Raw genomic sequence first — 20,470 nt, 5'->3', positions numbered from 1 at the left:
CCATTGAGGTATTCCCACGCGGAGCGTGGGAACGATCATTTGCTCAAGACTTGCGCGACAACCGCGTAAGTATCCGGTCCAGCGCATTGGCGAATGCCTGCTTCTCGCGCTCGCCAAACGGCGCCGGTCCGCCGCTCATCTGGCCCTGCTCGCGCAGATCGGTGAACAGATTACGCACCGCCAGTCGATCGCCCATGTTCTGCGCATCGAACTCTTTGCCCCGCGGATCCAGCGCCGCCACGCCTTTCTTCACCAACCGGTCCGCCAGCGGCACATCGCTGCAAATTACCAGCTCACCCGGCGCCGCGTGTTCCACCAGGTAATCGTCAGCGGCATCCGGGCCGCTGGGTACTACGATCAACTTCACCAGCGCGAGGCCCGGTTTGATTTGCGGCTGGCCGGCCACCAGCACCACTTCGAACTGGCGCTTGAGGGCGAACTTCACCACCAGATCCTTGGCTGCCCGAGGGCAGGCATCAGCATCGATCCACACGCGCATAGTGTTTCCTCTATTGAAAAGCATCGCGGGCAAGCCCGCTCCCACAAGGTTAGCGCTGAACCTGTGGGAGCGGGCTTGCCCGCGATTATGAGCGTAGCGAATGCTTCAGGAAACCGACACCCGCCGCTTCTCGGCCATCCGGCTACGGCTATACAACACAATGATCGCAATGATCGCCACAGCCTGAGCACTCAGGGAATACGCATCAGCGTGGATCCCTAGCCAGTCGAAGTCAAAGAACGGCACCGGCCGCGTGCCGAAGATCCCGGCCTCCTGCAACGCCTTCACGCCATGACCGGCAAACACCACCGACAATGCGCACAACAACCCGGCATTGATGCCGAAGAACAACGCCAGCGGCAGTTTCGCCGAGCCGCGCAGAATCACCCAGGCCAGGCCGATCAGCAATACCAGCGCCGTCGCCCCGCCCGCCATTACGGCGTTGTGTCCTGCCGGCCCGGCCTGCAACCACAGGGTTTCGTAAAACAGGATCACTTCGAACAGCTCGCGATAAACCGAGAAGAACGCCAGGATCGCAAAGCCGAAACGCCCGCCACCACTCACCAGGCTGCTCTTGATGTAATCCTGCCAGGCCGCTGCGTGGCGACGGTCGTGCATCCACACGCCGAGCCAGAGCACCATGACACTGGCAAACAACGCCGTCGCGCCTTCCAGCAGTTCACGCTGGGCGCCGCTGACGTCGATCACATAAGCCGCAACCGCCCAGGTCGCCAGCCCGGCCAGCAGTGCCAGGCCCCAACCGATGTTGACGCTGCGTACCGCCGATTGCTGACCGGTATTGCGCAGGAATGCGAGGATCGCCGCGAGCACCAGAATCGCTTCCAGACCTTCACGCAGCAGAATCAACAGACCGGAAATGTAGCTCAGCGACCAGCTCAAGCCATCACTGCCCAGCAGGCCAGCGGACTCTTTCAACTTGGCTTTGGCCGCTTCCAGGCGCTGCTCGGCCTGGGCCACCGGCAAGCCGTCCTGCAACGACTGACGGTACGCCATCAGGGATTTTTCGGTGTCTTTGCGCACGTTGGCGTCGACGTTGTCCAGAGAGCTTTCGACCAGCTCGAAGCCTTCCAGGTACGCGGCCACCGACAGGTCGTAGGCCTGATCGTGATCGCCAGCGCGGTAGGCGGCGATGCTCTTGTCCAGGGTGGTCGCCGTGTAATCAAGCAACTGCCCCGGACCACGCTTGACCTGCGGCGGTTGCGCTCGTTGCGCTCGGAAAATGGCGGCCGCTTGCGGACCTTCAGCGGCCTGCACTTCGGCTGGCGTCTGACGTGCCAGGTCGGCGATGTTGTAGGTTTTCTCGGATTTGGCCGCAGCCGGATCGGCGCTGAAGCTGGCGATATAGGTCGCCAGGTCCCAACGTTGACGATCATCCAACTGATCGGCGAAGGCCGGCATGTCGGTGCCTTCAACGCCCATGCTCAACGTGTTGTAGATCGCATAGAGGCTCAGACGGTCCAGTCGCACGGCATCGCGCAGATTGGCCGGCGGTGGCGTCATGCCGACACCCGCCGGACCGTCACCGGCGCCCGCATCGCCATGGCACACCGAGCATTGCTGGGTATACAGCGGCGCGCCGCGAGTCGGGTCTGGAGTGATAACCGGGGCTTGGCTGACCTCATAGGTCACCGCCAGTTTTGCCCCCAGCTGCCGCGCCTGACGGGCAACATCCGCGCCGTCCTTGCGAGCGGCGATGGCAGCGCCAAGGCTGCCGACGCCCTGCTCCAGCTCTGCGCGTTCGGGTTTGGCCGGCAAATCGGCGATCAAACCTTGTAGCACCTTGAGGAATTCCTGCTGTTCGCGGTATTCAGACTCATCGATGACCTTGCCCGCCTCGACCGTCGCTGGGTAATCGGCGCCAATGTAATCGAGCAAATGCAGGGCCTTGGGCGCACCTTCCGCGGTTTCGGCCAGCACATTGAAGCTGCAGAACGCGATCACCGGCAGCACGAGCCACGCCAGAAAACGAGAGGAGGCAATCATGAATAAATCTCAAATGGAAATACGAAGTAACACATTGTTCACTCCCAATGAGTTTCACTCAAGCTTTGTTGGTATTTCCTGCGTAGCTGCGTATAAATTCAGCGGCTAATTGCCACCTCCGCCGGTTTCGTTCAGGGAAGAATCAACGTGTCCATGCGTTCACACCTGTTTTTCTCACTGCTGTTAAGCCTTGCCCTGCAACTGACTGGTTGCGCCGCCTATCGCGACTACGACCTGGAACTGGAGCAAACGACCGCCCAGTTGAAAGCCGGAAATCCGCAGGGCGCTCTCCAACTGCTGGAGCTGCACAATCCGTCAGAAGAACGGGATCTGCTCTACTACTTCGAAAAAGGTGCAGTCCTGAGTGCCGGTGGTGCGCTGCCGCAAAGCCAGGTTGCCTGGCGCAGTGCAGAGCAAATGGTGATCCAGCGCCAGGACACCGTCGAGTCTGCTGGCACACAACTCTTGTCCGCGATGGGCGATCATTGGGGCAGCATCATCAATGACAAACTGCGGCGCTACGATGGCTACGACTACGAAAAAGTCATGCTGACCACGCAGATGGCCCTGAACCAGTTGGCCGTGAATGACTTCGACGGTGCTCGCGCCGACATCAAGAAAACCCACGAACGTGAAGCACTGATTGCCCGTCAGCGGGAAAAGGAATACGAGCGACTTGAAGAAGAAGCCAAGGCTCAGGGCGTTCGCGTGCACTACAAGGATCTCCAGGGCTATCCCGTGATGACCCTCGATGCGCCCGCCGTGATCGCGCTGAAAAACGGCTATCAGAGTGCATTCAGTCACTACCTGGCCGGGTTTACGTATGAAGCGCTGGGTGAGCGTGATCTTGCCGCCCCGGGTTATCGCCAGGCCATCGAGTTGCGACCCGACCTGCCCTTCTTCGAGCAGGCATTGCGCGAACTCGACAAACCCGCAGCCAAGGCAAATGAAAGTGATGTGCTAATCATCGTGCAAAGCGGCCTGGCTCCGGCGCGCAGCTCGGTTCGTGTCCCCTACCCGGTGCGCCTGGAAGACAATCAGGTGATCGTCGCCAACGTGTCGTTTCCGGTGATGGTTCCCGACACGTCGACCCCGGCGTTCACACAGATGACGATCGGCGGTCGCAAACAGCAACTGACCCTTGTTAACAGCATCACCGACATGTCTTTGCGCACGCTGCGCGACGATATGCCGGGCATCATTCAGCGCACCGCGCATCGCGCCTACCTGGCTGCTTCTGTTCAGGCTACAGACAACCGACGCGACCCGAGCAAAGCCTCTTACGTGACGCAGCACGATGGCTTTGAGCACGCGGACACCCGAACCTGGCGCACGTTGTCCAACATCACCCTGGTGGCGCGCCTGCGCCTGAAAAAAGGCGAGCACCTGATCAGCCTGCCCAACGCGCCGGGCGCCGCGCCCCTGAAAGTCCGCATCGAGCAGAACCATCAGGTCATAGGCCTGCGAGCGCTGGGCGAGCGGGTTTACAGCAACGGAGTGGCTTTCGAACCTGCCGTTGCGCCTGAAAGTAGTGTGGTATCCGGTCTGAAATAAGTAATGGCACATTTGTGAAAACATGTAATTAAAAAGCCATTACATAGCCAGCATCCCTGTTTATAATGCCGCGCCGTCGTTATTGCGATACGGCATTTAAGCTCCTCTTTTTATGAGGAATTGGCAGGACGCCAGTCTCCCTGCCGATAGGTCCCAACAGCCCGACCCGCACGCGGCTGCTTATATTCAGGGAAGACGTACCCCTTATGGCATTCCGCGCCCCCACTTTGATCGCGCTCAGCGCTGTCACTCTGCTTTCCGGCTGCTCGGCCTTTCGTAACTACGATTCGGAACTTGCACAAACCAACCAGCAACTGGTCTCCGGCAACGTCGACGCCGCCTTGACCCTGCTGGAAAAGAACAACACCAGCAAAGACAAAGACCTGCTCTATTACTTCGAGAAAGGTGAACTGCTGCGCGCCAAGGGCGACTTGTCCGGCAGCCAGAACGCCTGGACCAGCGCCGATCAGGTGGTGGGCAAGTGGGAAGACGCGGTCAAGCTCGACACCGACAAATACCTGGCTCAGTTCGGCAGCTTCCTGGTCAACGACAAGGTTCGTCGCTACGAAGGCTACGACTACGAAAAAGTCATGCTGACCACGCAGATGGCCCTCAACCTGCTGGCGGTGAATGACTTCGATGGCGCGCGCACCGCGATCAAGAAGACACACGAACGTGAAGCAGTGATCGCCGACCTGCGTGACAAGGAATACCTCAAGAGCGAAGAACAAGCCGAGAAAGAAGGCGTCAAAACCCAGTACAAGGATCTTCAGGGTTACCCGGTGGCGAGCCTCGACGCGCCGGAAGTGGTCAGCCTGAAAAACAGCTACCAGAGTGCGTTCAGCCATTACCTGGCAGGCTTCGTTTATGAAGCCCTGGGCGAGAAAGAACTGGCGGCGCCGGGTTATCGCAAGGCCGTCGAACTGCGCCCGAACACGCCGCTGCTGGAACAGGCACTGGTGAATCTCGACAAACCGGCCAAGGACGAAGACAGCGACATCCTGATCGTCGTGCAAAGCGGTCTGGCACCGGCCCGCGATTCGATCCGCATTCCGTTGCCGTTGCCGATCAGTAACAACGTGGTGATCACGCCGCTGTCGTTCCCGATCATCAAGCCGGATACCTCCACCGCCGTGTTCGCCCAAATCGGCGTGGACGGTCAGCAGTTGGACCTGACGCAACTCAACAGCACCACTGCCATGTCCCGTCGCGCGCTGCGTGATGACATGCCAGGCATCATCCTGCGCACCACCGTGCGGGCGATCACCCGTGGTGTGGCACAGAAGCAGATCAACGAAACCAACCCGCTGGCAGGTCTTGCAGTCGGTATTACTTCAGCCGTACTCGAAGGTGCCGATACTCGTACATGGCGTACGCTGCCGGACAACACTCAGGTGGTGCGTCTGCGCTTGAAGAAAGGCGAGCACCACGTCACGCTGCCAAGCGCCGTGGGCGGCTCGGTGGTCAAGGTCATCGTTGATCAGCGCTTTCAGGTCATCACCCTGCGCGCCGTGGGCAACCAGGTATTCGCCAACGGCCTGGCCGCACACGTGATCCCGAGCGCCAACCCGACCGCCGTCGCCAGCCTCAAACAACCTTAAGAACGGAGTCTTTGCATGCGTTTCAAATTCATCGCTGTCGTCGCCCTGGCCTTGCTGGCCGGCTGCGCCACCCCGCCACCGCCAGAGCCAGGCAGCGCTGCCAGCAAGGTCGTGGCCATGGGCAAGCTCAAGAACATCGTGGTCGGCGCCATGCGCGTGGCCCGGGAAAATGGCTTCATGACGGTCAATGCGCAGCTGAGCAATACCAGCTACAACAACAAGACCTTCTACTACCGTTTTGCCTGGCTCGGCCCTGAAGGCTTCCCGGTTGCCGAAGAGGAAACCTGGAAAAGCCAGATGATGTACGGCGAGCAGACCAGTTTCATTCAGGCGATTGCGCCAACCGCCAAAGCCGTGGATTTCCGTCTCGAAATCAAAACGCCTTAAGCCCGACACCCTATTCGTTCAGTTTTAGAGAGCATTCCCATGTTTGCACGCTTTTCGTTCATCGCCGTCATTGCCCTCCTGGCAAGCGGTTGCGCCAACACTTCGCCAACGCTGGGCAGCAAAAACATCAGCTACGGTGACACCAAGGCCGTGGAAACCGTGACCAACGAGTTCGGTTCCACCGACCTGCAGATGATCGCCGAATCCATGACCCGCTCCCTGGCCCAGTCCGGCATCCTGCAAGGCCGTCCGGTGGTTCAGGTCTACGACGTGAAGAACAAGACCAGCGAGTACATCGATACCCGCGAAATCACCACCAGCATCAAGACCCAACTGATGAAGTCCGGCACTGCCCGCTTCGCCAGCGACAACACCGCCATGCAAAGCCAGGTTGACCAGCTCAAGCTGCAAAACCAGAGCGGTTTGTACAAGAAAAGCACCGTGGCCAAGACGGGCAACATGATCGCTGCCCAATATCGTCTTGAAGGTTCGATCAGCTCGATCGTCAAGCGCAGCAGCGATTACAAGGACGTCTTCTACAAATTCAGCCTGCAGTTGATCGACGTTGAAAGCGGTCTGGCCGAGTGGATGGACGAAAAAGAGATCCGCAAAACCACGGAGCGTTAATCGATGCGCACATGGATTGGCATGATGGCCCTGGCTTGCGCGTTCAGCGTGCAAGCGGCCCCGAAAGTCGCAGTAGCAGACCTGGCGTATCAGGAACGGGTGGAACAATACGTCCACACTGTTTCGGCCCAGAGCAACCACAGCCAGAGCTATTACGGCGCCAGTGGTTCATCCAGTTACGAAGAGTACGAAGCAACCAGCAGCTACATCGAGCAAGGCGAGCTGCGTAAATTCACCGGCGACATTAAGGGCGAGATTCTGCGCACCGGCATGTTCCAGCTGGTGCAGGGCACGCCTTACACAGCATCGTCCAAAGGTGACGTGTATGACGTGATCAAGCGGATCAAGGCCGGTAGCTTCAAGGGTGCCGACTACGTGCTGTTCGGCACCGTGTCAGACATCGACTTCACCCGCGACATGAACGAGCTGGCCAACACCGACAGCTATTCGGCGGTGCTGGGGCTGACGCTGGTGGCGGACTTCAGCCTGATCAACACCAAGACCTTTGAGATCACCTCGGCCTTCACGGCGATGGGCGAAGGTCAGGACACCAAACTGGTGAATGGCCGGGATATCAAGATTTCGCTGAACCGCCCACGGGTGGTACGTGACGTGTCCAAGGCGCTGGGTGAGGATGTGGCTGCGCAACTGAGCCAACAGCTCGGTGGCGGTGGCTACGAGCAGCCGGGGCAAGCGCCGCTGCGCAATAACCTGCCGCAGGATACGGCGCCGGTGATTCTGCGCTGAGTAGGCTCTGATCGTTCCCACGCTCCGCGTGGGAATGCAGCAGGCAGGGACGCTCTGCGTCCCAAAGAGCCGAACGCGGAGCGTCCGTTGAGGCATTCCCACGCAGAGCATGGGAACGATCAGGCGACCTGAAGAGGTCGCCTTTTTTGTACCTGAAGGTTTTACACCGCCGCTTTGCGCAGGGTCGCCATGAACGCCGCCGCGCCAATGAACAGCCCGGCAAACGTGCGGTTCATGCGTTTTTGCTGCTTGGGTGTGCGCAACAAACGCAGCACCTTCGCCGCCAGTCCGGTGTAGCCGGCCATGACGATCAGGTCGACGCAGATCATGGTCACGCCGAGAATCAGATACTGGGCCACCAGCGGCGCGTGGGGGTCGATGAATTGCGGCAGCACCGCGAGCATGAACACCAAGGCCTTGGGGTTGCTGACGTTCACCAGAAAGCCACGGAACACCAGCGCCATCGGCTTGCCGATCTGCCGGATGGCGGCGTCGTCGCTCATGTCATTGGGCAGCGCGCGCCATTGTTTGACCGCGAGGTAGACCAGGTAGGCCACGCCAAACCATTTGATCGCATAGAAAGCCGTGGCGGAGGCCGCGAGGATCGCACCCACACCGGCAGCGACAATCGCGATCTGCAAGGCCAGGCCCAGTTGCAGGCCCAGGGCGTTCCAGTAACCGCGCCAGAACCCATAGCGCAAACCGCTGGACATCGACGCAATGGCGCCGGCACCGGGAGAAAGACTGATCACCCAGCAGGCGGCAAAAAACGCCAGCCATGTTTGAAGCAGCATCGCACACCTCGATTCAGACTCATGACAGACGTCTAAGCTAATGCGCCTTTGGGCCGATGACTACCGATTTTTTGTAGGACATGGCAACTGCCGACCAGCGTTTGCGGCTTGAAGGGCCCATCGTCTGACACACCACCATCGCGGGCAAGCCCGCTCCCACAGTTTTTTGGGGTCGGATTACAGGTTTGTGATCAGCCCGAAACCCTGTGGGAGCGGGCTTGCCCGCGATGGCGGTGTGTCAGACAACAGAAGGCTTACTTTTCAAACCCGCTCGAAGGGAACACATCCGTCCCACGCCAGCGTCGAACCGAGCGCTGGAAGAACAGGCTATTGGGCACTTGCACCATGGCACTGCCGGTGCCGAGTTCTTCGGCTTCGATCAGCGTGGTGTAGAGCAGATTGATCGCCACCACCCGACCTTTGACGCCGGGCTTGTCGGTGGTATCCACCAATTCGACCACATCGCCGATGCGGAACGGGCCGACGGTGAAGATCAGAATTGCGCATAGCAGGTTGGACAGCACGCTCCACATGGCGAAAAACGCCACGGCGGCCACCGCAACGAAACCGGACAACGCCGTCCAGAGCACCGTGGCCGACACACCAAGGCGTTCCAGCACGAAAATCAGCGCACTGCCCATTATCAGCCAACGCAAACCACCGCGCAGCGGCATGAAAAACTGCGGCGGAAACGGATAGCGTTCGCCCAGGCGAGTCAGGCATTTAGCGACAACACGCTGGGCGACATAACCGGCCAGCAGGATCAGCAGAATTTGCACAACCAGCCAGAGCGGCTCGCCCCACACAGCCGGCAACGGCAGCTTGAAGGCTTCCATCAGGACAGTGCCTCCAGCTCCGCCTGCATGCTTTCCAGCAGTTCCAGCGCTTCCATCCAGGCTTCTTCCAGTTCGGCTTCACGCACCTTCAGCTTGGCTTGTTCAGCCAGCAGATCACGCAAATCGTTCTTGCGCATCGGCTCGTAAATGTCGCTGTCGCCAAGGCTGGCATCGATCTTTGCCAGTTTCTCGTGCAGCTTGCCCAGCTCGGCTTCAAGCTTGTCAGCCTCACGCTTGTGCGGTGCCAATTGCTGACGCAACGCAGCGGCAGCCTGGCGCTGGGCCTTCTTGTCGGTCTTGTCCGGATTGACCGGGGTATTGCTGACCGGGGCATTGCGTTGACGGTATTCGACCAGCCAACGGGCGTAGTCTTCCAGATCGCCGTCGAACTCCTCGACCTTGCCGTCGGCCACCAGATAGAAATTGTCAGTAGTGCTTTTGAGCAGATGGCGATCGTGTGAGACCACCAGTACCGCGCCACTGAATTCCTGCAGGGCCATGGTCAGCGCCAGACGCATTTCCAGGTCCAGGTGGTTGGTCGGTTCGTCGAGCAGCAACAGGTTCGGTCGATCCCAAGCGATCAATGCCAGGGCCAGACGCGCCTTCTCACCGCCGGAGAAATTCAGTACCGGCTCATCGATACGCGCGCCGCGGAAGTCGAACCCTCCGAGGAAGTCGCGCAGGGTCTGCTCACGCTCGGTCGGCGCCAGGCGCTGCAAGTGCAGCAACGGGCTGGCTTTGGAGTCGAGAGAATCCAGCTGATGCTGGGCGAAGTAGCCAACGACGGTGTTTTCACCGCGCGTCAGGCGACCGGCCAACGGCTCAAGCTCACCGGCGAGGTTTTTGATCAGGGTCGATTTACCCGCGCCGTTCGGGCCGAGCAAACCGATCCGCGCGCCGGGGGTCAGTTGCAGCTTGACCTTCTCCAGCACGGCTTTGTCGCCGTAACCCAGTCGAGCATCCGACAGGTCGATCAGCGGGCTGGAAATTTTCGTCGACTCGCGGAAGACGAAGTCGAACGGCGAATCGACGTGGGCGGCGGATAGCTCTTCCATCCGCTCCAGTGCCTTGATCCGGCTCTGGGCCTGACGGGCCTTGGTGGCCTGGGCCTTGAAGCGGGCGATGTAGCTTTCCATGTGCGCACGTTGCGCCTGTTGCTTCTCGTAGGCCTGTTGCTGCTGGGCCAGACGTTCGGCACGGGCGCGTTCGAAGGCGCTGTAACCACCGCGATACAGGGTGATCTTGCGTTGATCGACGTGGGCTACGTGATCGACCACGGCATCAAGGAAGTCCCGGTCGTGGGAAATCAGCAGCAAGGTGCCGGGGTAGCTTTTAAGCCACTCTTCGAGCCAGATGATGGCGTCGAGGTCCAAGTGGTTGGTCGGTTCGTCGAGTAGCAACAGGTCCGAAGGGCACATCAAAGCCTGCGCCAGATTCAGACGCATCCGCCAGCCACCGGAGAAATCTCCTACTTGCCGATCCATCTGCTCGTTGGTGAACCCAAGGCCGGCCAGCAGCTTTCGAGCCCGGGCATCGGCGGTGTAGCCGTCGGCGCTGTCGAGTTCCGAGTGCAGGCGGGCCTGAGCGGCACCGTCATGGGCCGCTTCGGCTGCGGCGAGGTCGCGTTGCACCTCGCGCAGGCGCAGGTCGCCATCGAGCACGTAGTCGACCGCCAGGCGTTCGAGTGTCTCGATTTCCTGGCGCATGTGGGCGATGCGCCAGTCGGCCGGCAAGAAGCAGTCACCCGAGTCCGGGTGCAGTTCGCCACGAATCAAGGCGAACAGGCTCGATTTGCCGGCGCCGTTGGCACCGATGAGGCCGGCTTTGTGGCCGGCGTGCAGGGTCAGCTCGGCGTCTTCTAGCAGACGTTGCGGGCCACGCTGTAAAGTGAGGTTCTGAAGTCGAATCATAATGGCGGCGGAGTCTACCAGCTTCGCTCGCAACTGGCGCGAGTAGCACTATGTCCTCTGACCTGTGGAGCTTTTCCGTTATCACTTACTCCCGTCGCGGGGTAGAGCGTGCGTGCCTGCAATTGCAGTCGGCAGGCGTGAATGTGTGCCTGCTGCTGTGCGGGTTGTGGCTGGAAGAGCGTGGAGTTACCTGCAACAAACAACGCTTGCAGCTGCTTCGCGATGTAGCCGGGCCTTGGGACGCGGATGTCGTGCAACCGTTGCGCGCCTTGCGCCTGCAATGGAAAGCCGCCGCTAGCGAGGATGCCGGGCTGAATGATTTGCGCGGACAGGTAAAGTCACTGGAGATGGAAGCCGAACGACATCTGCTGTCACGGCTGGAACGATTGGCACAGAGTTGGCCGCAGTATGAGGAGACCGAACGAACGGCCTGGCTCGAAGGTGTGGCGGCGGGTGCCGCCAACCTGGACCGCGACGCGCTGCATCAGCTGCGCGTCGCGGTAAGCAGCACTTAGGAAGCGCTGGTTGGGGTGGTTGCTGCGATCGATGCGGCGGCCGGCGTTGGCGCTGGCGTGGCTGTCGAGGTGGCTGCTGCTAAAGCAGACGTTGCTGCCGGAGCCGGGTTGGTTGGCTTGGCAACTGGCGCGGTGGCCGGCTTGGCGGCAACCGGTTTTTTCACCGCGGGTTTAGCAGCCGGTTTGGTAGCGGCAGGTTTGGCTGCTGGTTTCGCTGCGGCAGGTTTTGCAGCAGTGGTTGGCTTGGCTGCAGCAGGTTTTGCAGCAGCAGTTTTGGCAGCCGGTTTGGCTGCAGCTTTTGCAGCTGGCTTGGCAGCTGTTTTAGTCGCGACTGATTTCGCGGCTGGCTTGGCAGCAGGTTTCGCAGCGGCAGTTTTTGCAGCTGGTTTTGCGGCCGGTTTGGCAGCTGCTTTCGCCGCTGCAGTTTTCGCCACCGCGGGTTTAGCAGCAGCGGTTCTTGCAGCCGGTTTAGCGGCAGCTGTTTTGGCAGCGGCTGGCTTGGCAGCAGGTTTCGCAGCGGCAGGTTTGGCAGCCGGTTTTGCAGCCCTTGCAGCGACAGTTGTTTTCGCCGCAGGTTTAGCGGCAGGTTTTGCTGCGGCTTTCACCGGTGCTTTGGCAGCCGGTTTGGCAGCAGACTTGGCCGGTGCTTTTGCAGCAGCCGGTTTGGCAGCGGCTTTCTTGGCAGGAGCCGCAGCAGGCTTGGCCGAACGCAGGGACAACGCCTTGCCGACAGCCTCTTGTACACGACCGACGCCCTGGGCCAGTTTCAGGCTTTCTTGAGCATCGCGCTTGAGTTGCAGAATGTAGCTGCGCGTTTCGGATTGACGATCCTTGAGGGCATCGAGCAAGTCCTCAAGCTCCTTCACCGCACCCTTGGCTTTGGCTTGTGCCTTGGCCTTGCCGGCCGCCGCAGCGTCCTGCAATTTGGTACGGGACTTGTGCAATTTCTCTTGCGCTTTTCCGCGTTGCTTCTCCAGTTTGGCGAGCAGTTTTTCAGCATCAGCCAAGGCTTGGGAACAAGCGTTTTCCAAATGCTCGAGCAGGCTGCCCGAGAGTTGTTGGAGTAAGTGCAACGGAGTATTTACTGGCTTCTTGGTGGCCGACATGGTTTTACCTCCTGGCTGACGTGAATGCGGCTCATACTAGACCTCTGCTGCAACCGCCGCTAGGGCATGTTGACAGTATCGAAAGCACTACGTTGCAACGAAGTAAAAATGTTCTGTGCTTGCGCAAAACCAGTTCACCTTTGAACGCATTCACACTGGCATAATCCTGCGCATCTCAGGTCGGAGAGTGCCCATGTCGCGCTACCTTTTTTTATCGTTGTGCGTGGTTTTTTCTGTGGCACAAGCCGCCGAAAAAACCGCCGCAAATGACACTCACGATCTCGCTTACAGCTTGGGCGCAAGCCTTGGCGAACGCTTGCGCCAGGAAGTTCCGGACCTGCAACTTCAGGCCCTGCTCGAAGGTTTGCAACAGGCCTATCAAGGCAAGCCGCTGGCACTGAAAGATGAGCGGATCGAACAGATTCTGGCTGAGCATGAAGCCCGGATTGCCATGCAGTCGCCTGTGCCGCAAAGCGAATTGGCATTGGAAAACGAGCGACGGTTTCTCGTTGAAGAAAAAGCCAAACCCGGCGTTCGCGAACTGGCCGATGGAATATTGCTAACAGAGTTGGTGCCGGGCACCGGTGCCAAGGCCGGTCCGAATGGCAAGGTCCAGGTGCTGTATATCGGACGCCTGCCTGACGGCTCAGTGTTCGACCAAAACAGCGAGGCGCAGTGGTTCAGTCTGGATAGTGTGATCACGGGTTGGCGCAGTGCGCTGCAAAACATGCCGGTCGGCGCGAAATGGCGCCTGGTGATCCCATCGGCCCAAGCCTATGGTGCCGACGGTGCCGGCGACCTGATTGCGCCATTCACGCCGCTGGTATTCGAGGTCGAATTGCGCGGTGCTAAAAGCTGAAAACCGGAAACGAAAAACGGCGCGCATTTGCGCACCGTTTTGAGGGTGTTGCTGGATAAGGTTCAGGCTTGAACCGAATCCTCTTCCTTGTGAGCAGTGTGCAGCACTTCGATCAGGCAATCTTCCAGTTCGAAGCGTTCGTGCAACAAGCCACCCAGCTCCTTGAATTTCTCCGCGACACACTTGCCGGCATCACACAGGTCGTTGAACGCCAGCAGCTTCTCGGTGATGACGTCGATGCGCGGGTAAATTGTCTCGGCCAACTCCAGACCACGAGTATCACCGAACGCCTTGGCTTCGCCCGTCAGCTGTTCGTAGATCTCGAAATGCCCGGCAGACACGTAGTCGACCAGCACACCGCAGAATTCCTGCAACGGTTTTCGGTTCTCGCCCAAAGCTTCGGGCTTGGCGCCGAGAGCGTCATAGGCCCGAACCAGTTCGTGACGCTCCTGCAACCAGCGATCGATCAGCAGATGCACTCCACCCCAACGTTCCTGAGCATTCTGACAACTTTCGAGCATGGTGATTCTCTCTTCCCTTGTGGGTCATGCTGCTCTACACCTGTCGCACACTTGAAGATCAAGAATCGACCAGGCAGAGCGTCATTCGAGCAACATAAATCCAATGACACGTGCGGGCCAGATTATGCCCGCGCGCCTATGGCTTCAAGGTACGCAGGAGATAAAGTTCATACAAGTGTTTAATCACCCGCCAATGCCCGGTGCGACGACTCGCCGCTGAGCGGTCGCTGACACGCGATCCAGACAAGGCGCAGCAACTGATACCCGCCCAGAATCATCATCGCAACGAAGAACAGCAAACTCCATTCCGGGATGCTCAGGTCGAACAGCGTCCAGGAAATTTCCGCGCAATCGGCGGTTCCTTTGAACATTCGCTGCACGACACAAAGCCAGGGCGTACTGGCGAACAGATCGGCCAGATCAGGCGAACATGTCGATAACTGATGCACCGGATCGCTCTGCAACACCACCTGCCGCCACGCCGTGATGGTGCCCGCCAGACTGCAGAACAGACCCAGCAACCAATACAGGAAGGATCCAAAGCGTCCAGGCCCCTGCACCGAAGCCGTCAGGCAGACACCCGTCAGCAGCGCCAGGCAAACCCGCTGCAACAGGCACAACCCGCAAGGCTTGAGGCCGACCACATATTCCAGGTGATAGGAAACGCCCAAGGCCAGGGCACCTGCAATGAAAACCATGAAAAACAAGGAGCGTGAGCAGGCCAAAGACATGGCTTTTCCGTAACAGTAGAGACAGGCGGTTACGGTAGAGGAAAGCGCAGCAGCCTTTCAAGGCAGGCCCCCACGGACACTTCACCAGAAGTGTAGGGAATTCCCGACAGCATCGAGAGGATTTGATGTAGTCCTCTGTAGGACTTTGCCGGCGAAGGATTACAACGCTGAAACAATGGCGGGTTCGAAGCGATTCCCGCCCTGTAGCCGCTGCCGAAGGCTGCGTTCGGCTGCGAAGCAGTCGTCATAAGTTTAACGTGCCCGCCTGATCAAACTGCGGCGTCTGATTTTGCGACTGCTGCGCAGCCGAACGCAGGCTGCGCCAGCTGCTACAGGGGCGGGAATCAGGCGTGAGCCGGCACTGGCAGCGGTGCCGCCAGCAAACGCTCATCCAATAGACCCAAGCCCTCCTGGAACAGCTGATTACTGCGTTCGGTGTCACCCAGTTGCGCCAGCAACCGCGCCAGCTCGGCGCAGGCTTCAGGGTTGCGCTGCACGCGCAGGCTGCTCTCCAGATAATCCCGGGCCTTGCCCCACAGACTGCTTTGCAGGCACAAACGGCCCAACGTCAGCAGCAAGCTCGGGTCGGCGGGATGATCCTTGAGCCAACCCTCGGCGGTGTGCAGTTGCCTGGCCGGATCGCTGCCGCGAACCAGTCCGTAAAGGCGTGCCAGATGGCTGTCGTATTTGCGCTTGAGGGCTGCACACAGGACCTCCTCGGCCTCGACCTGTGCCCCTAGTTGCCGCAATTGCTCGGCATAGGCCAGCACCAGTTGCGGTTCCTGGCGCTGAGCGGCGGTGAGTTGCTGCCAGGCGCGATTGAGTGATTGCAAACCGACCGTTCCGTCCTCTTCCCGCTGCGCCGCCAACGAAAGATTTTCACCCCAGGCACGGCGCTCCAGCTCAGCCAGTTCGGCCGGTGGCAATACCTTGTCCTTGCGTAACTCCGGCAACAAGCGAATCACTGCCGACCAGTCGCCCCGCTGCTGAAGCAGGCGCTGCAACTGGCGCAGGGTCTGGACATTATGAGGGTGACGCTCGTGCATGGCTTGCAGGGTTACCAGCGCGCCTTCAGTGTCGCCGCGGTCAGTCTGCAACTGGGCATGGTTCAAGGCAATCGCCAGCTCGGCCTGGGGCTGCCGCTCGAGGGCGCGCTCCAGCAGGTTGTCGCTTTCCTCGTAGTGACCTTGTTCGTTCGCGGCGCGGGCAGCACCGAGGTAGTAGAGCAGCGGCTGGCGCTCGGCTTCCGCTGCGCGATACAAATGACGCTGCGCACTGGCCCAGCGGCCCTCGGCCAAATCCAGCTGACCGTGTTCTATCGCCACTTGCACCCGCCGACTGCGATTGCGCCGGGACCATGGATTGACCACTCCACCGGAAGTCGTCACCAGCTCGATCAGTGCCTTGATGCCCCAGAACACCAGCCAAAGCACGGCCACCAGGGCGAGGGTTGCCCACAGGCTCGATTCGTAACGGAAAGTTTTGTAGGCGATCAGCACATAGCCAGAATGCTCGGCAATCGCCAGCCCCAGCGCGGCAGCCGCCGCGATGACCACGAACACGATCACATAGAGGCGCTTCATGGCATGGCCTCCTGCGTCGTGCTCGCGGCAGGTTTGGCCAGAGGTTTCACCGACTCCTCGGCGTTGACGTTGCGCCGCTCAAGATAGGCCTGGACCGTACTCAACGTGCCCGTCAGATCTGGCGTGATCACCGTGACTGGCTGCTTGCTCAACTCGGCCACCTGCTCCAGCATGACTTTGCTCTGAGGGTTGTCCGGGTTGAAGTTGCTCTTGAGCACGTCCCGCGCTTCGGCCAGCGCTTGTGTGTAAACCGCGGCCTGGCCATTGAGCGCGGCCCATTGCGCCTGCTCCAGCGCCAGGCTCAGGGCCAGACGCACCTGGCTCAAGCTCTGCCCTGCCAGCAACGGCCGGACATTCTTGTCGGCGTTGAAATCGATGCGGATATAACGAGAGATCTGATCCCACCATTGCGCCCAGCGACTGGCGCCGTCGCCATCAGCGGTCAGGCCCAGCAGGGATTCGCCACGATCCTTGTACTCAGGCGCCAGCTCGGTGAGGTTGATCACCTGATCGCGCAAGGCACCCAGTCGCAGGAACAACCCGGTGCGATCCGGCTGTTCGGTACTGCGCAGGGCCACCAGGGTTTTGGCCACTTGCTCGCGAGCAGCGAAAGCCCCGGGGTCGTTCTGTTCACGAAGAATTTCGTCGGCGCCTTGCACCAGAGCCTGGGCGCTGCTGATGTCCTGCAATGCCGACAGACGCAGGCTGGCCAGGCGCAGCAAGTGCTCGGCTTCGGCCAGACGCCAGTCCTTGCGGCTCGCGCCGAGGACGGTTTCCAGACGTTGATTCAGGCGTTGCTGATCGCCTTGGAGTTGAGTGACCAGACGACTGCGCGCGTCGAGTTCCTCGGCAGCAGGCATTTGCTCGAGGCGAGCCGTCAGGCGTTGTTCGTTGAGCTTCAAGCTCTGGGCCTGATCGTTCAGCGCCTGAACCTGACTCAACTGTTGCTGGTTATTGGCTTGCAGGTGACGCACCTGCCAGACTCCCCAGCCGCCCACGGCAACACCTGCCGCGCCCAACAGCAGCGCGACGATTGCCAACCCATTACCTCGGCGCTGCTCAACAGCAGGTGGCGCAGTTTCAACCGGTGCATCAGCCGGTGCATCAAGCACGGGCCGGACGTCATCTTTAGGCAAGGCTGTTTCGCTCACGTATCCATCCTTTGCATTAGAAAACGGGCACGGGGTGTTCCCGTAACGCCGCCAGCAAGGCCGCGGCACTGGCGCCACGACAATCCACAACTGTTTGGGCCCCGGCGGCGCGTGCCAGCTCGGCGACCCTGGGGCTTGGAACAAACAACGGCAGCCGCACCATGCTCGGCCAGGCATCGCCAGCCAATCGGTGCAGGTGCTCAAAACCCTGTCCACTGCTGACCACCAGCCCGTTCAAGCGTTCCGCCTTGATCCGGTCAGGCAGCGTTGCCGACGGGTACTGCGGCAAACCGCGTCGGTACAACTCCAGATACTCGACACTAGCACCAAGCTCGCGTAAACGCTCAGCCAGCAGCTCGCGTCCACCCTCCCCGCGCAGGATCAGCACTCGCGGATCGGGACCGGCGACAGCCTCGCGCAACGGCGCAAGCGCAAGCAAGGCTTCGCTGTCATCGCCGTCGACCGGGAAGCTCACATCCAGCCCGCTATCCTCGAGAATCTGCGCCGTCGCCGCGCCCACGCTGAACCACTTCAGGCACGGTGGTTGCGACCAGTACTGGTTGAGCAGACTGACAGCGATTCTGGCGGCCGGTTTGCTGACCACGATCACCGCGCAATAGTTTTCCAGGTTCTGAATCACTTCGCGCATTGTGTCAGAGGCAGGAATCGGCTCGATATCCAAAAGCGGCAAGCTGCTGCTGAAAATCCCCGCGTCGGCCAGCACACGGGCAAGCGCCGCCGATTCATCCGCAGGGCGCGTCAGCAACAGGCGCCAGCCAGTCACTCGTGCCCTGCCTCGCCATAGACTGCTTTCAGAATGTCGGCGGCGCCCTGGCTCAGCAGGTCTTCAGCCACTTGCACACCCAATGCCTCGGCATCAGCCCGCGGCGCCCGGGCCTCGGCGCTGAGCAACAGGCCGCCGCCCGGATCGCCCACCAACCCGCGCAACCAGATTTGCTCGCCTTCAAGCACGGCGTAGCAAGCGATTGGCACCTGGCAGCCGCCATTCAAATGTTTGTTGAGCGCACGTTCGGCGGTAACGCGAGTGGCCGTGTCCTGATGATGCAGCGGCGCCAGCAGCGCATGGATTTCAGTGTCGGCGCTACGGCATTCGATACCGACCGCGCCTTGGCCACCGGCCGGCAGGCTGTCTTCGACACTGATGGCCGAGGTGATGCGGTCTTCGAAGCCCAGGCGAATCAAACCCGCCGCGGCGAGGATGATGGCGTCGTATTCGCCGGCATCGAGCTTGGCCAGGCGAGTGTTGACGTTGCCGCGCAGGAAGCGGATTTCCAGGTCCGGGCGGCGGGTCAGCAACTGCGCCTGGCGACGCAAGCTGGAGGTGCCGACGATGCTGCCTGACGGCAACTCATCCAGGCTGGTGTAGGTATTGGAGACAAAAGCATCGCGCGGGTCTTCGCGCTCGCAGATGCAAAACAGACCGAGGCCTTCGGGGAAGTCCATCGGCACGTCTTTCATGGAGTGCACGGCGATGTCGGCTTCGTTTTCCAACAGCGCAGTTTCCAGCTCCTTGACGAACAGGCCCTTGCCGCCGATTTTCGACAGCGGCGAATCAAGCAGCTTGTCGCCGCGACTGACCATAGGCACCAGCGTCACGAGCAGGCCCGGATGGGCCTGTTCCAGACGAGCCTTGACGTATTCGGCCTGCCACAGGGCGAGAGCACTTTTGCGGGTGGCGATGCGGATTTCGCGAGAGGACATGGATCAATCCGTACTGAATAGATACGGCAGATAATAACAGCTCAGCCAAATCCGCTTTGACTTGTATCAGAAACTGCATGGCCTCCCTGGCCCTCAATGTCCGGTAATAGGGTAGAAATCCGGCCCCTAAAGCTGTTGCATCATTTTGCGCACGCCGGCCACATGGCGTCGACTGACGATCAGGGCATCGCCGTTCAGGCCTTTGAGAAACAGCTGGAAATGCCCCAAAGGCGTGCGTTGCAGCCGCTCGATGCGTTCGCGAGCAACCAGTGCGTTGCGGTGGATCCGCACGAAACGGTCGCCAAATTCGTCTTCGAGAGCCTTGAGTGGTTCGTCGAGCAGCACTTCACCGCCTTCATGACGCAAGGTGACGTACTTGTGGTCGGCAATGAAGTAGACCACCTGACCCAACGGAATCAGCTCGATGCCTTTTCGGGTGCGGGCGCTGATGTGGCTGCGCGGACCGCTACCGGTTTCGGCCGCCGGGCGAGTCAAGGCCGCGAGCTGGACGCGATTGGGTCGCTCGGCTTTCTTTAATGCTTCGTGTAACTGTTCTGTGCGCACAGGCTTCACCAGATAGCCCACGGCGCTGGCCTGTAGGGCTTCCACGGCAAATTCATCGGGCCCGGTGCAAAACACCACGGCGGGCGGGGTTTCGCGTTCGCACAATCGTGCAGCCACTTGCAGGCCATCGAGGCCCGGCATGCGAATATCGAGCAGCACGATATCCGGTTTGTGACTGTCGATCAGTGCCAACGCCTCTTCGCCGTTCGTGGCGCTGGGCTCCAGGACATTGTATCCCTCGAGTTCGCCCACCATTCGGCTCAGGCGCTCGCGGGCCAGGGGTTCGTCATCAACGATCAGGACATTCATATTGCGCTGGATTCCTGCGTGAGTCTCGCACAAGGATAGCGTAGACAGGTGAAGTGACGTCCGTCACCGCGATCCACGCTAAGACTAGCGCGAGGGCCAAAAAGTGCCGCGAGACCGGCGGCTAAATTTTTATCTGCCGCGTGACTGGCGGCCCAGGCCCGCACTGGCGAGGCATCGCCGTAGGGTTTGCTGATACACAATATGAACACCCCTCTTCTCTCTATAGTCAGCTGCAGCATCGAGAAGTGCGCTGATCCTCTGTCCAACTGTAGACGGTTGCCGGGACGATATTGCTCAATTGAGAAATATCGTTGTGCAATTTCCGCATCGCTTGCTTCGAGCAGGGGTCGCACGATGAGAAAAAAACCTGTCGACCAGTGTCAGCGACAGGATTGGCAACCCTGTTATTATCCGCGTCAGCGTTTCACGCCATCTTTCTTCAAGCCGATA

The 20,470-nt window shown here is 60.1% G+C and carries 20 protein-coding genes; 7 read left to right on the top strand and 13 right to left on the bottom strand.

Translation table 11 applies throughout. The annotated features are described in order from the left end of the window. Window positions 1-43 precede the first annotated feature (43 nt). Together ACQKPC_RS08670 and ACQKPC_RS08665 are read right to left on the bottom strand one after the other, a co-directional pair. Window positions 44-499, bottom strand: a complete 456-nt coding sequence (locus tag ACQKPC_RS08670) for a YaiI/YqxD family protein (protein WP_063342179.1) — start codon at window positions 497-499, stop codon at window positions 44-46. Window positions 500-604: 105 nt separating this feature from the next. After that, window positions 605-2,503 carry an FTR1 family protein gene (locus tag ACQKPC_RS08665; protein WP_427624118.1) on the bottom strand — a complete coding sequence of 633 codons (1,899 nt, stop codon included), beginning with the start codon at window positions 2,501-2,503 and terminating at the stop codon, window positions 605-607. Window positions 2,504-2,656: 153 nt separating this feature from the next. Between ACQKPC_RS08665 and ACQKPC_RS08660 the strand changes: the two genes are divergently transcribed. The 5 genes from ACQKPC_RS08660 to ACQKPC_RS08640 all read left to right on the top strand — a co-directional run bounded on the left by ACQKPC_RS08660 (window position 2,657) and on the right by ACQKPC_RS08640 (window position 7,419). Next, on the top strand, window positions 2,657-4,057 hold the full coding sequence (locus ACQKPC_RS08660; protein WP_427624135.1) for a COG3014 family protein: 1,401 nt from the start codon (window positions 2,657-2,659) through the stop codon (window positions 4,055-4,057). 206 nt (window positions 4,058-4,263) lie between these two features. Next, window positions 4,264-5,658, top strand: coding sequence for a COG3014 family protein (locus ACQKPC_RS08655; protein ID WP_427624117.1), 1,395 nt, complete (start codon window positions 4,264-4,266; stop codon window positions 5,656-5,658). A gap of 15 nt (window positions 5,659-5,673) precedes the next feature. Further along, window positions 5,674-6,045 (top strand): YcfL family protein, encoded by a 372-nt coding sequence (locus ACQKPC_RS08650; RefSeq protein WP_007899347.1) that lies wholly within the window; start codon window positions 5,674-5,676, stop codon window positions 6,043-6,045. 39 nt (window positions 6,046-6,084) lie between these two features. Next, on the top strand, window positions 6,085-6,672 hold the full coding sequence (gene lpoB, locus ACQKPC_RS08645) for a penicillin-binding protein activator LpoB (RefSeq protein WP_123500440.1): 588 nt from the start codon (window positions 6,085-6,087) through the stop codon (window positions 6,670-6,672). A 3-nt stretch (window positions 6,673-6,675) separates the two neighbouring features. Further along, window positions 6,676-7,419 carry a penicillin-binding protein activator LpoB gene (locus tag ACQKPC_RS08640; protein WP_427624116.1) on the top strand — a complete coding sequence of 248 codons (744 nt, stop codon included), beginning with the start codon at window positions 6,676-6,678 and terminating at the stop codon, window positions 7,417-7,419. Window positions 7,420-7,580: 161 nt separating this feature from the next. Here the strand turns inward: ACQKPC_RS08640 and ACQKPC_RS08635 are convergent, their stop codons facing one another. The 3 genes from ACQKPC_RS08635 to ACQKPC_RS08625 all read right to left on the bottom strand — a co-directional run bounded on the left by ACQKPC_RS08635 (window position 7,581) and on the right by ACQKPC_RS08625 (window position 10,959). Continuing rightward, the gene (locus ACQKPC_RS08635) at window positions 7,581-8,213 is read right to left on the bottom strand and encodes a LysE family transporter (protein WP_008076092.1); all 633 of its coding nucleotides are present in this window, start codon (window positions 8,211-8,213) and stop codon (window positions 7,581-7,583) included. Window positions 8,214-8,467: 254 nt separating this feature from the next. Beyond that, on the bottom strand, window positions 8,468-9,049 hold the full coding sequence (locus tag ACQKPC_RS08630) for a mechanosensitive ion channel domain-containing protein (RefSeq protein WP_427624114.1): 582 nt from the start codon (window positions 9,047-9,049) through the stop codon (window positions 8,468-8,470). Next, the gene (locus ACQKPC_RS08625; RefSeq protein WP_192345003.1) at window positions 9,049-10,959 is read right to left on the bottom strand and encodes an ATP-binding cassette domain-containing protein; all 1,911 of its coding nucleotides are present in this window, start codon (window positions 10,957-10,959) and stop codon (window positions 9,049-9,051) included. The genes ACQKPC_RS08630 and ACQKPC_RS08625 overlap by 1 nt, the downstream gene beginning before the upstream one ends. Before the next feature lie 50 nt (window positions 10,960-11,009). Between ACQKPC_RS08625 and ACQKPC_RS08620 the strand changes: the two genes are divergently transcribed. Then, window positions 11,010-11,474, top strand: a complete 465-nt coding sequence (locus ACQKPC_RS08620) for a TIGR02444 family protein (protein WP_427624113.1) — start codon at window positions 11,010-11,012, stop codon at window positions 11,472-11,474. Here the strand turns inward: ACQKPC_RS08620 and ACQKPC_RS08615 are convergent. After that, the gene (locus ACQKPC_RS08615; protein ID WP_427624111.1) at window positions 11,471-12,580 is read right to left on the bottom strand and encodes an AlgP family protein; all 1,110 of its coding nucleotides are present in this window, start codon (window positions 12,578-12,580) and stop codon (window positions 11,471-11,473) included. The genes ACQKPC_RS08620 and ACQKPC_RS08615 overlap by 4 nt on opposite strands. Window positions 12,581-12,773: 193 nt before the next feature. On the opposite strand from ACQKPC_RS08615, the gene ACQKPC_RS08610 reads away from it, so the two are divergent. Continuing rightward, window positions 12,774-13,439: an FKBP-type peptidyl-prolyl cis-trans isomerase gene (locus ACQKPC_RS08610; protein WP_427624110.1), complete on the top strand. Its 666-nt coding sequence runs from the start codon at window positions 12,774-12,776 to the stop codon at window positions 13,437-13,439. A gap of 62 nt (window positions 13,440-13,501) precedes the next feature. Here the strand turns inward: ACQKPC_RS08610 and ACQKPC_RS08605 are convergent, their stop codons facing one another. From ACQKPC_RS08605 to ACQKPC_RS08575, 7 genes are all read right to left on the bottom strand, one after another. Continuing rightward, on the bottom strand, window positions 13,502-13,960 hold the full coding sequence (locus ACQKPC_RS08605; protein WP_007899333.1) for an Rsd/AlgQ family anti-sigma factor: 459 nt from the start codon (window positions 13,958-13,960) through the stop codon (window positions 13,502-13,504). Between the two features lie 179 nt (window positions 13,961-14,139). Beyond that, window positions 14,140-14,691 carry a disulfide bond formation protein B gene (locus tag ACQKPC_RS08600; protein WP_427624108.1) on the bottom strand — a complete coding sequence of 184 codons (552 nt, stop codon included), beginning with the start codon at window positions 14,689-14,691 and terminating at the stop codon, window positions 14,140-14,142. 344 nt (window positions 14,692-15,035) lie between these two features. Beyond that, window positions 15,036-16,274, bottom strand: a complete 1,239-nt coding sequence (locus ACQKPC_RS08595; protein ID WP_427624107.1) for a heme biosynthesis protein HemY — start codon at window positions 16,272-16,274, stop codon at window positions 15,036-15,038. Further along, entirely contained in the window at window positions 16,271-17,425 is a 1,155-nt protein-coding gene (locus ACQKPC_RS08590; RefSeq protein WP_218395390.1) for a uroporphyrinogen-III C-methyltransferase, read from the bottom strand. Before ACQKPC_RS08590 ends, ACQKPC_RS08595 begins: the two co-directional genes overlap by 4 nt. 16 nt (window positions 17,426-17,441) lie before the next feature. Next, window positions 17,442-18,209 carry a uroporphyrinogen-III synthase gene (locus ACQKPC_RS08585; RefSeq protein ID WP_427624106.1) on the bottom strand — a complete coding sequence of 256 codons (768 nt, stop codon included), beginning with the start codon at window positions 18,207-18,209 and terminating at the stop codon, window positions 17,442-17,444. After that, window positions 18,206-19,147, bottom strand: a complete 942-nt coding sequence (gene hemC, locus ACQKPC_RS08580; RefSeq protein ID WP_427624104.1) for a hydroxymethylbilane synthase — start codon at window positions 19,145-19,147, stop codon at window positions 18,206-18,208. The genes ACQKPC_RS08585 and hemC overlap by 4 nt, the downstream gene beginning before the upstream one ends. A 126-nt stretch (window positions 19,148-19,273) precedes the next feature. Next, window positions 19,274-20,020, bottom strand: coding sequence for a LytR/AlgR family response regulator transcription factor (locus ACQKPC_RS08575; RefSeq protein ID WP_007899317.1), 747 nt, complete (start codon window positions 20,018-20,020; stop codon window positions 19,274-19,276). Between the last annotated feature and the right edge of the window lie 450 nt (window positions 20,021-20,470).

The organism is Pseudomonas sp. NPDC089918 (assembly GCF_050280605.1).
Classification (GTDB): domain Bacteria; phylum Pseudomonadota; class Gammaproteobacteria; order Pseudomonadales; family Pseudomonadaceae; genus Aquipseudomonas.
This window is presented reverse-complemented; position numbering and strand designations above follow the sequence as displayed.

Coding starts and splice junctions, on each gene's coding strand:
- ACQKPC_RS08615 (WP_427624111.1), bottom strand. CDS start 12,580: ATGTCGGCCACCAAGAAGCCAGTAAATACTCCGTTGCACTTACTCCAA.
- ACQKPC_RS08620 (WP_427624113.1), top strand. CDS start 11,010: ATGTCCTCTGACCTGTGGAGCTTTTCCGTTATCACTTACTCCCGTCGC.
- ACQKPC_RS08625 (WP_192345003.1), bottom strand. CDS start 10,959: ATGATTCGACTTCAGAACCTCACTTTACAGCGTGGCCCGCAACGTCTG.
- ACQKPC_RS08630 (WP_427624114.1), bottom strand. CDS start 9,049: ATGGAAGCCTTCAAGCTGCCGTTGCCGGCTGTGTGGGGCGAGCCGCTC.
- ACQKPC_RS08635 (WP_008076092.1), bottom strand. CDS start 8,213: ATGCTGCTTCAAACATGGCTGGCGTTTTTTGCCGCCTGCTGGGTGATC.
- ACQKPC_RS08660 (WP_427624135.1), top strand. CDS start 2,657: ATGCGTTCACACCTGTTTTTCTCACTGCTGTTAAGCCTTGCCCTGCAA.
- ACQKPC_RS08640 (WP_427624116.1), top strand. CDS start 6,676: ATGCGCACATGGATTGGCATGATGGCCCTGGCTTGCGCGTTCAGCGTG.
- ACQKPC_RS08575 (WP_007899317.1), bottom strand. CDS start 20,020: ATGAATGTCCTGATCGTTGATGACGAACCCCTGGCCCGCGAGCGCCTG.
- ACQKPC_RS08665 (WP_427624118.1), bottom strand. CDS start 2,503: ATGATTGCCTCCTCTCGTTTTCTGGCGTGGCTCGTGCTGCCGGTGATC.
- ACQKPC_RS08610 (WP_427624110.1), top strand. CDS start 12,774: ATGTCGCGCTACCTTTTTTTATCGTTGTGCGTGGTTTTTTCTGTGGCA.
- ACQKPC_RS08650 (WP_007899347.1), top strand. CDS start 5,674: ATGCGTTTCAAATTCATCGCTGTCGTCGCCCTGGCCTTGCTGGCCGGC.
- ACQKPC_RS08655 (WP_427624117.1), top strand. CDS start 4,264: ATGGCATTCCGCGCCCCCACTTTGATCGCGCTCAGCGCTGTCACTCTG.
- ACQKPC_RS08600 (WP_427624108.1), bottom strand. CDS start 14,691: ATGTCTTTGGCCTGCTCACGCTCCTTGTTTTTCATGGTTTTCATTGCA.
- ACQKPC_RS08595 (WP_427624107.1), bottom strand. CDS start 16,274: ATGAAGCGCCTCTATGTGATCGTGTTCGTGGTCATCGCGGCGGCTGCC.
- lpoB (WP_123500440.1), top strand. CDS start 6,085: ATGTTTGCACGCTTTTCGTTCATCGCCGTCATTGCCCTCCTGGCAAGC.
- ACQKPC_RS08670 (WP_063342179.1), bottom strand. CDS start 499: ATGCGCGTGTGGATCGATGCTGATGCCTGCCCTCGGGCAGCCAAGGAT.
- hemC (WP_427624104.1), bottom strand. CDS start 19,147: ATGTCCTCTCGCGAAATCCGCATCGCCACCCGCAAAAGTGCTCTCGCC.
- ACQKPC_RS08605 (WP_007899333.1), bottom strand. CDS start 13,960: ATGCTCGAAAGTTGTCAGAATGCTCAGGAACGTTGGGGTGGAGTGCAT.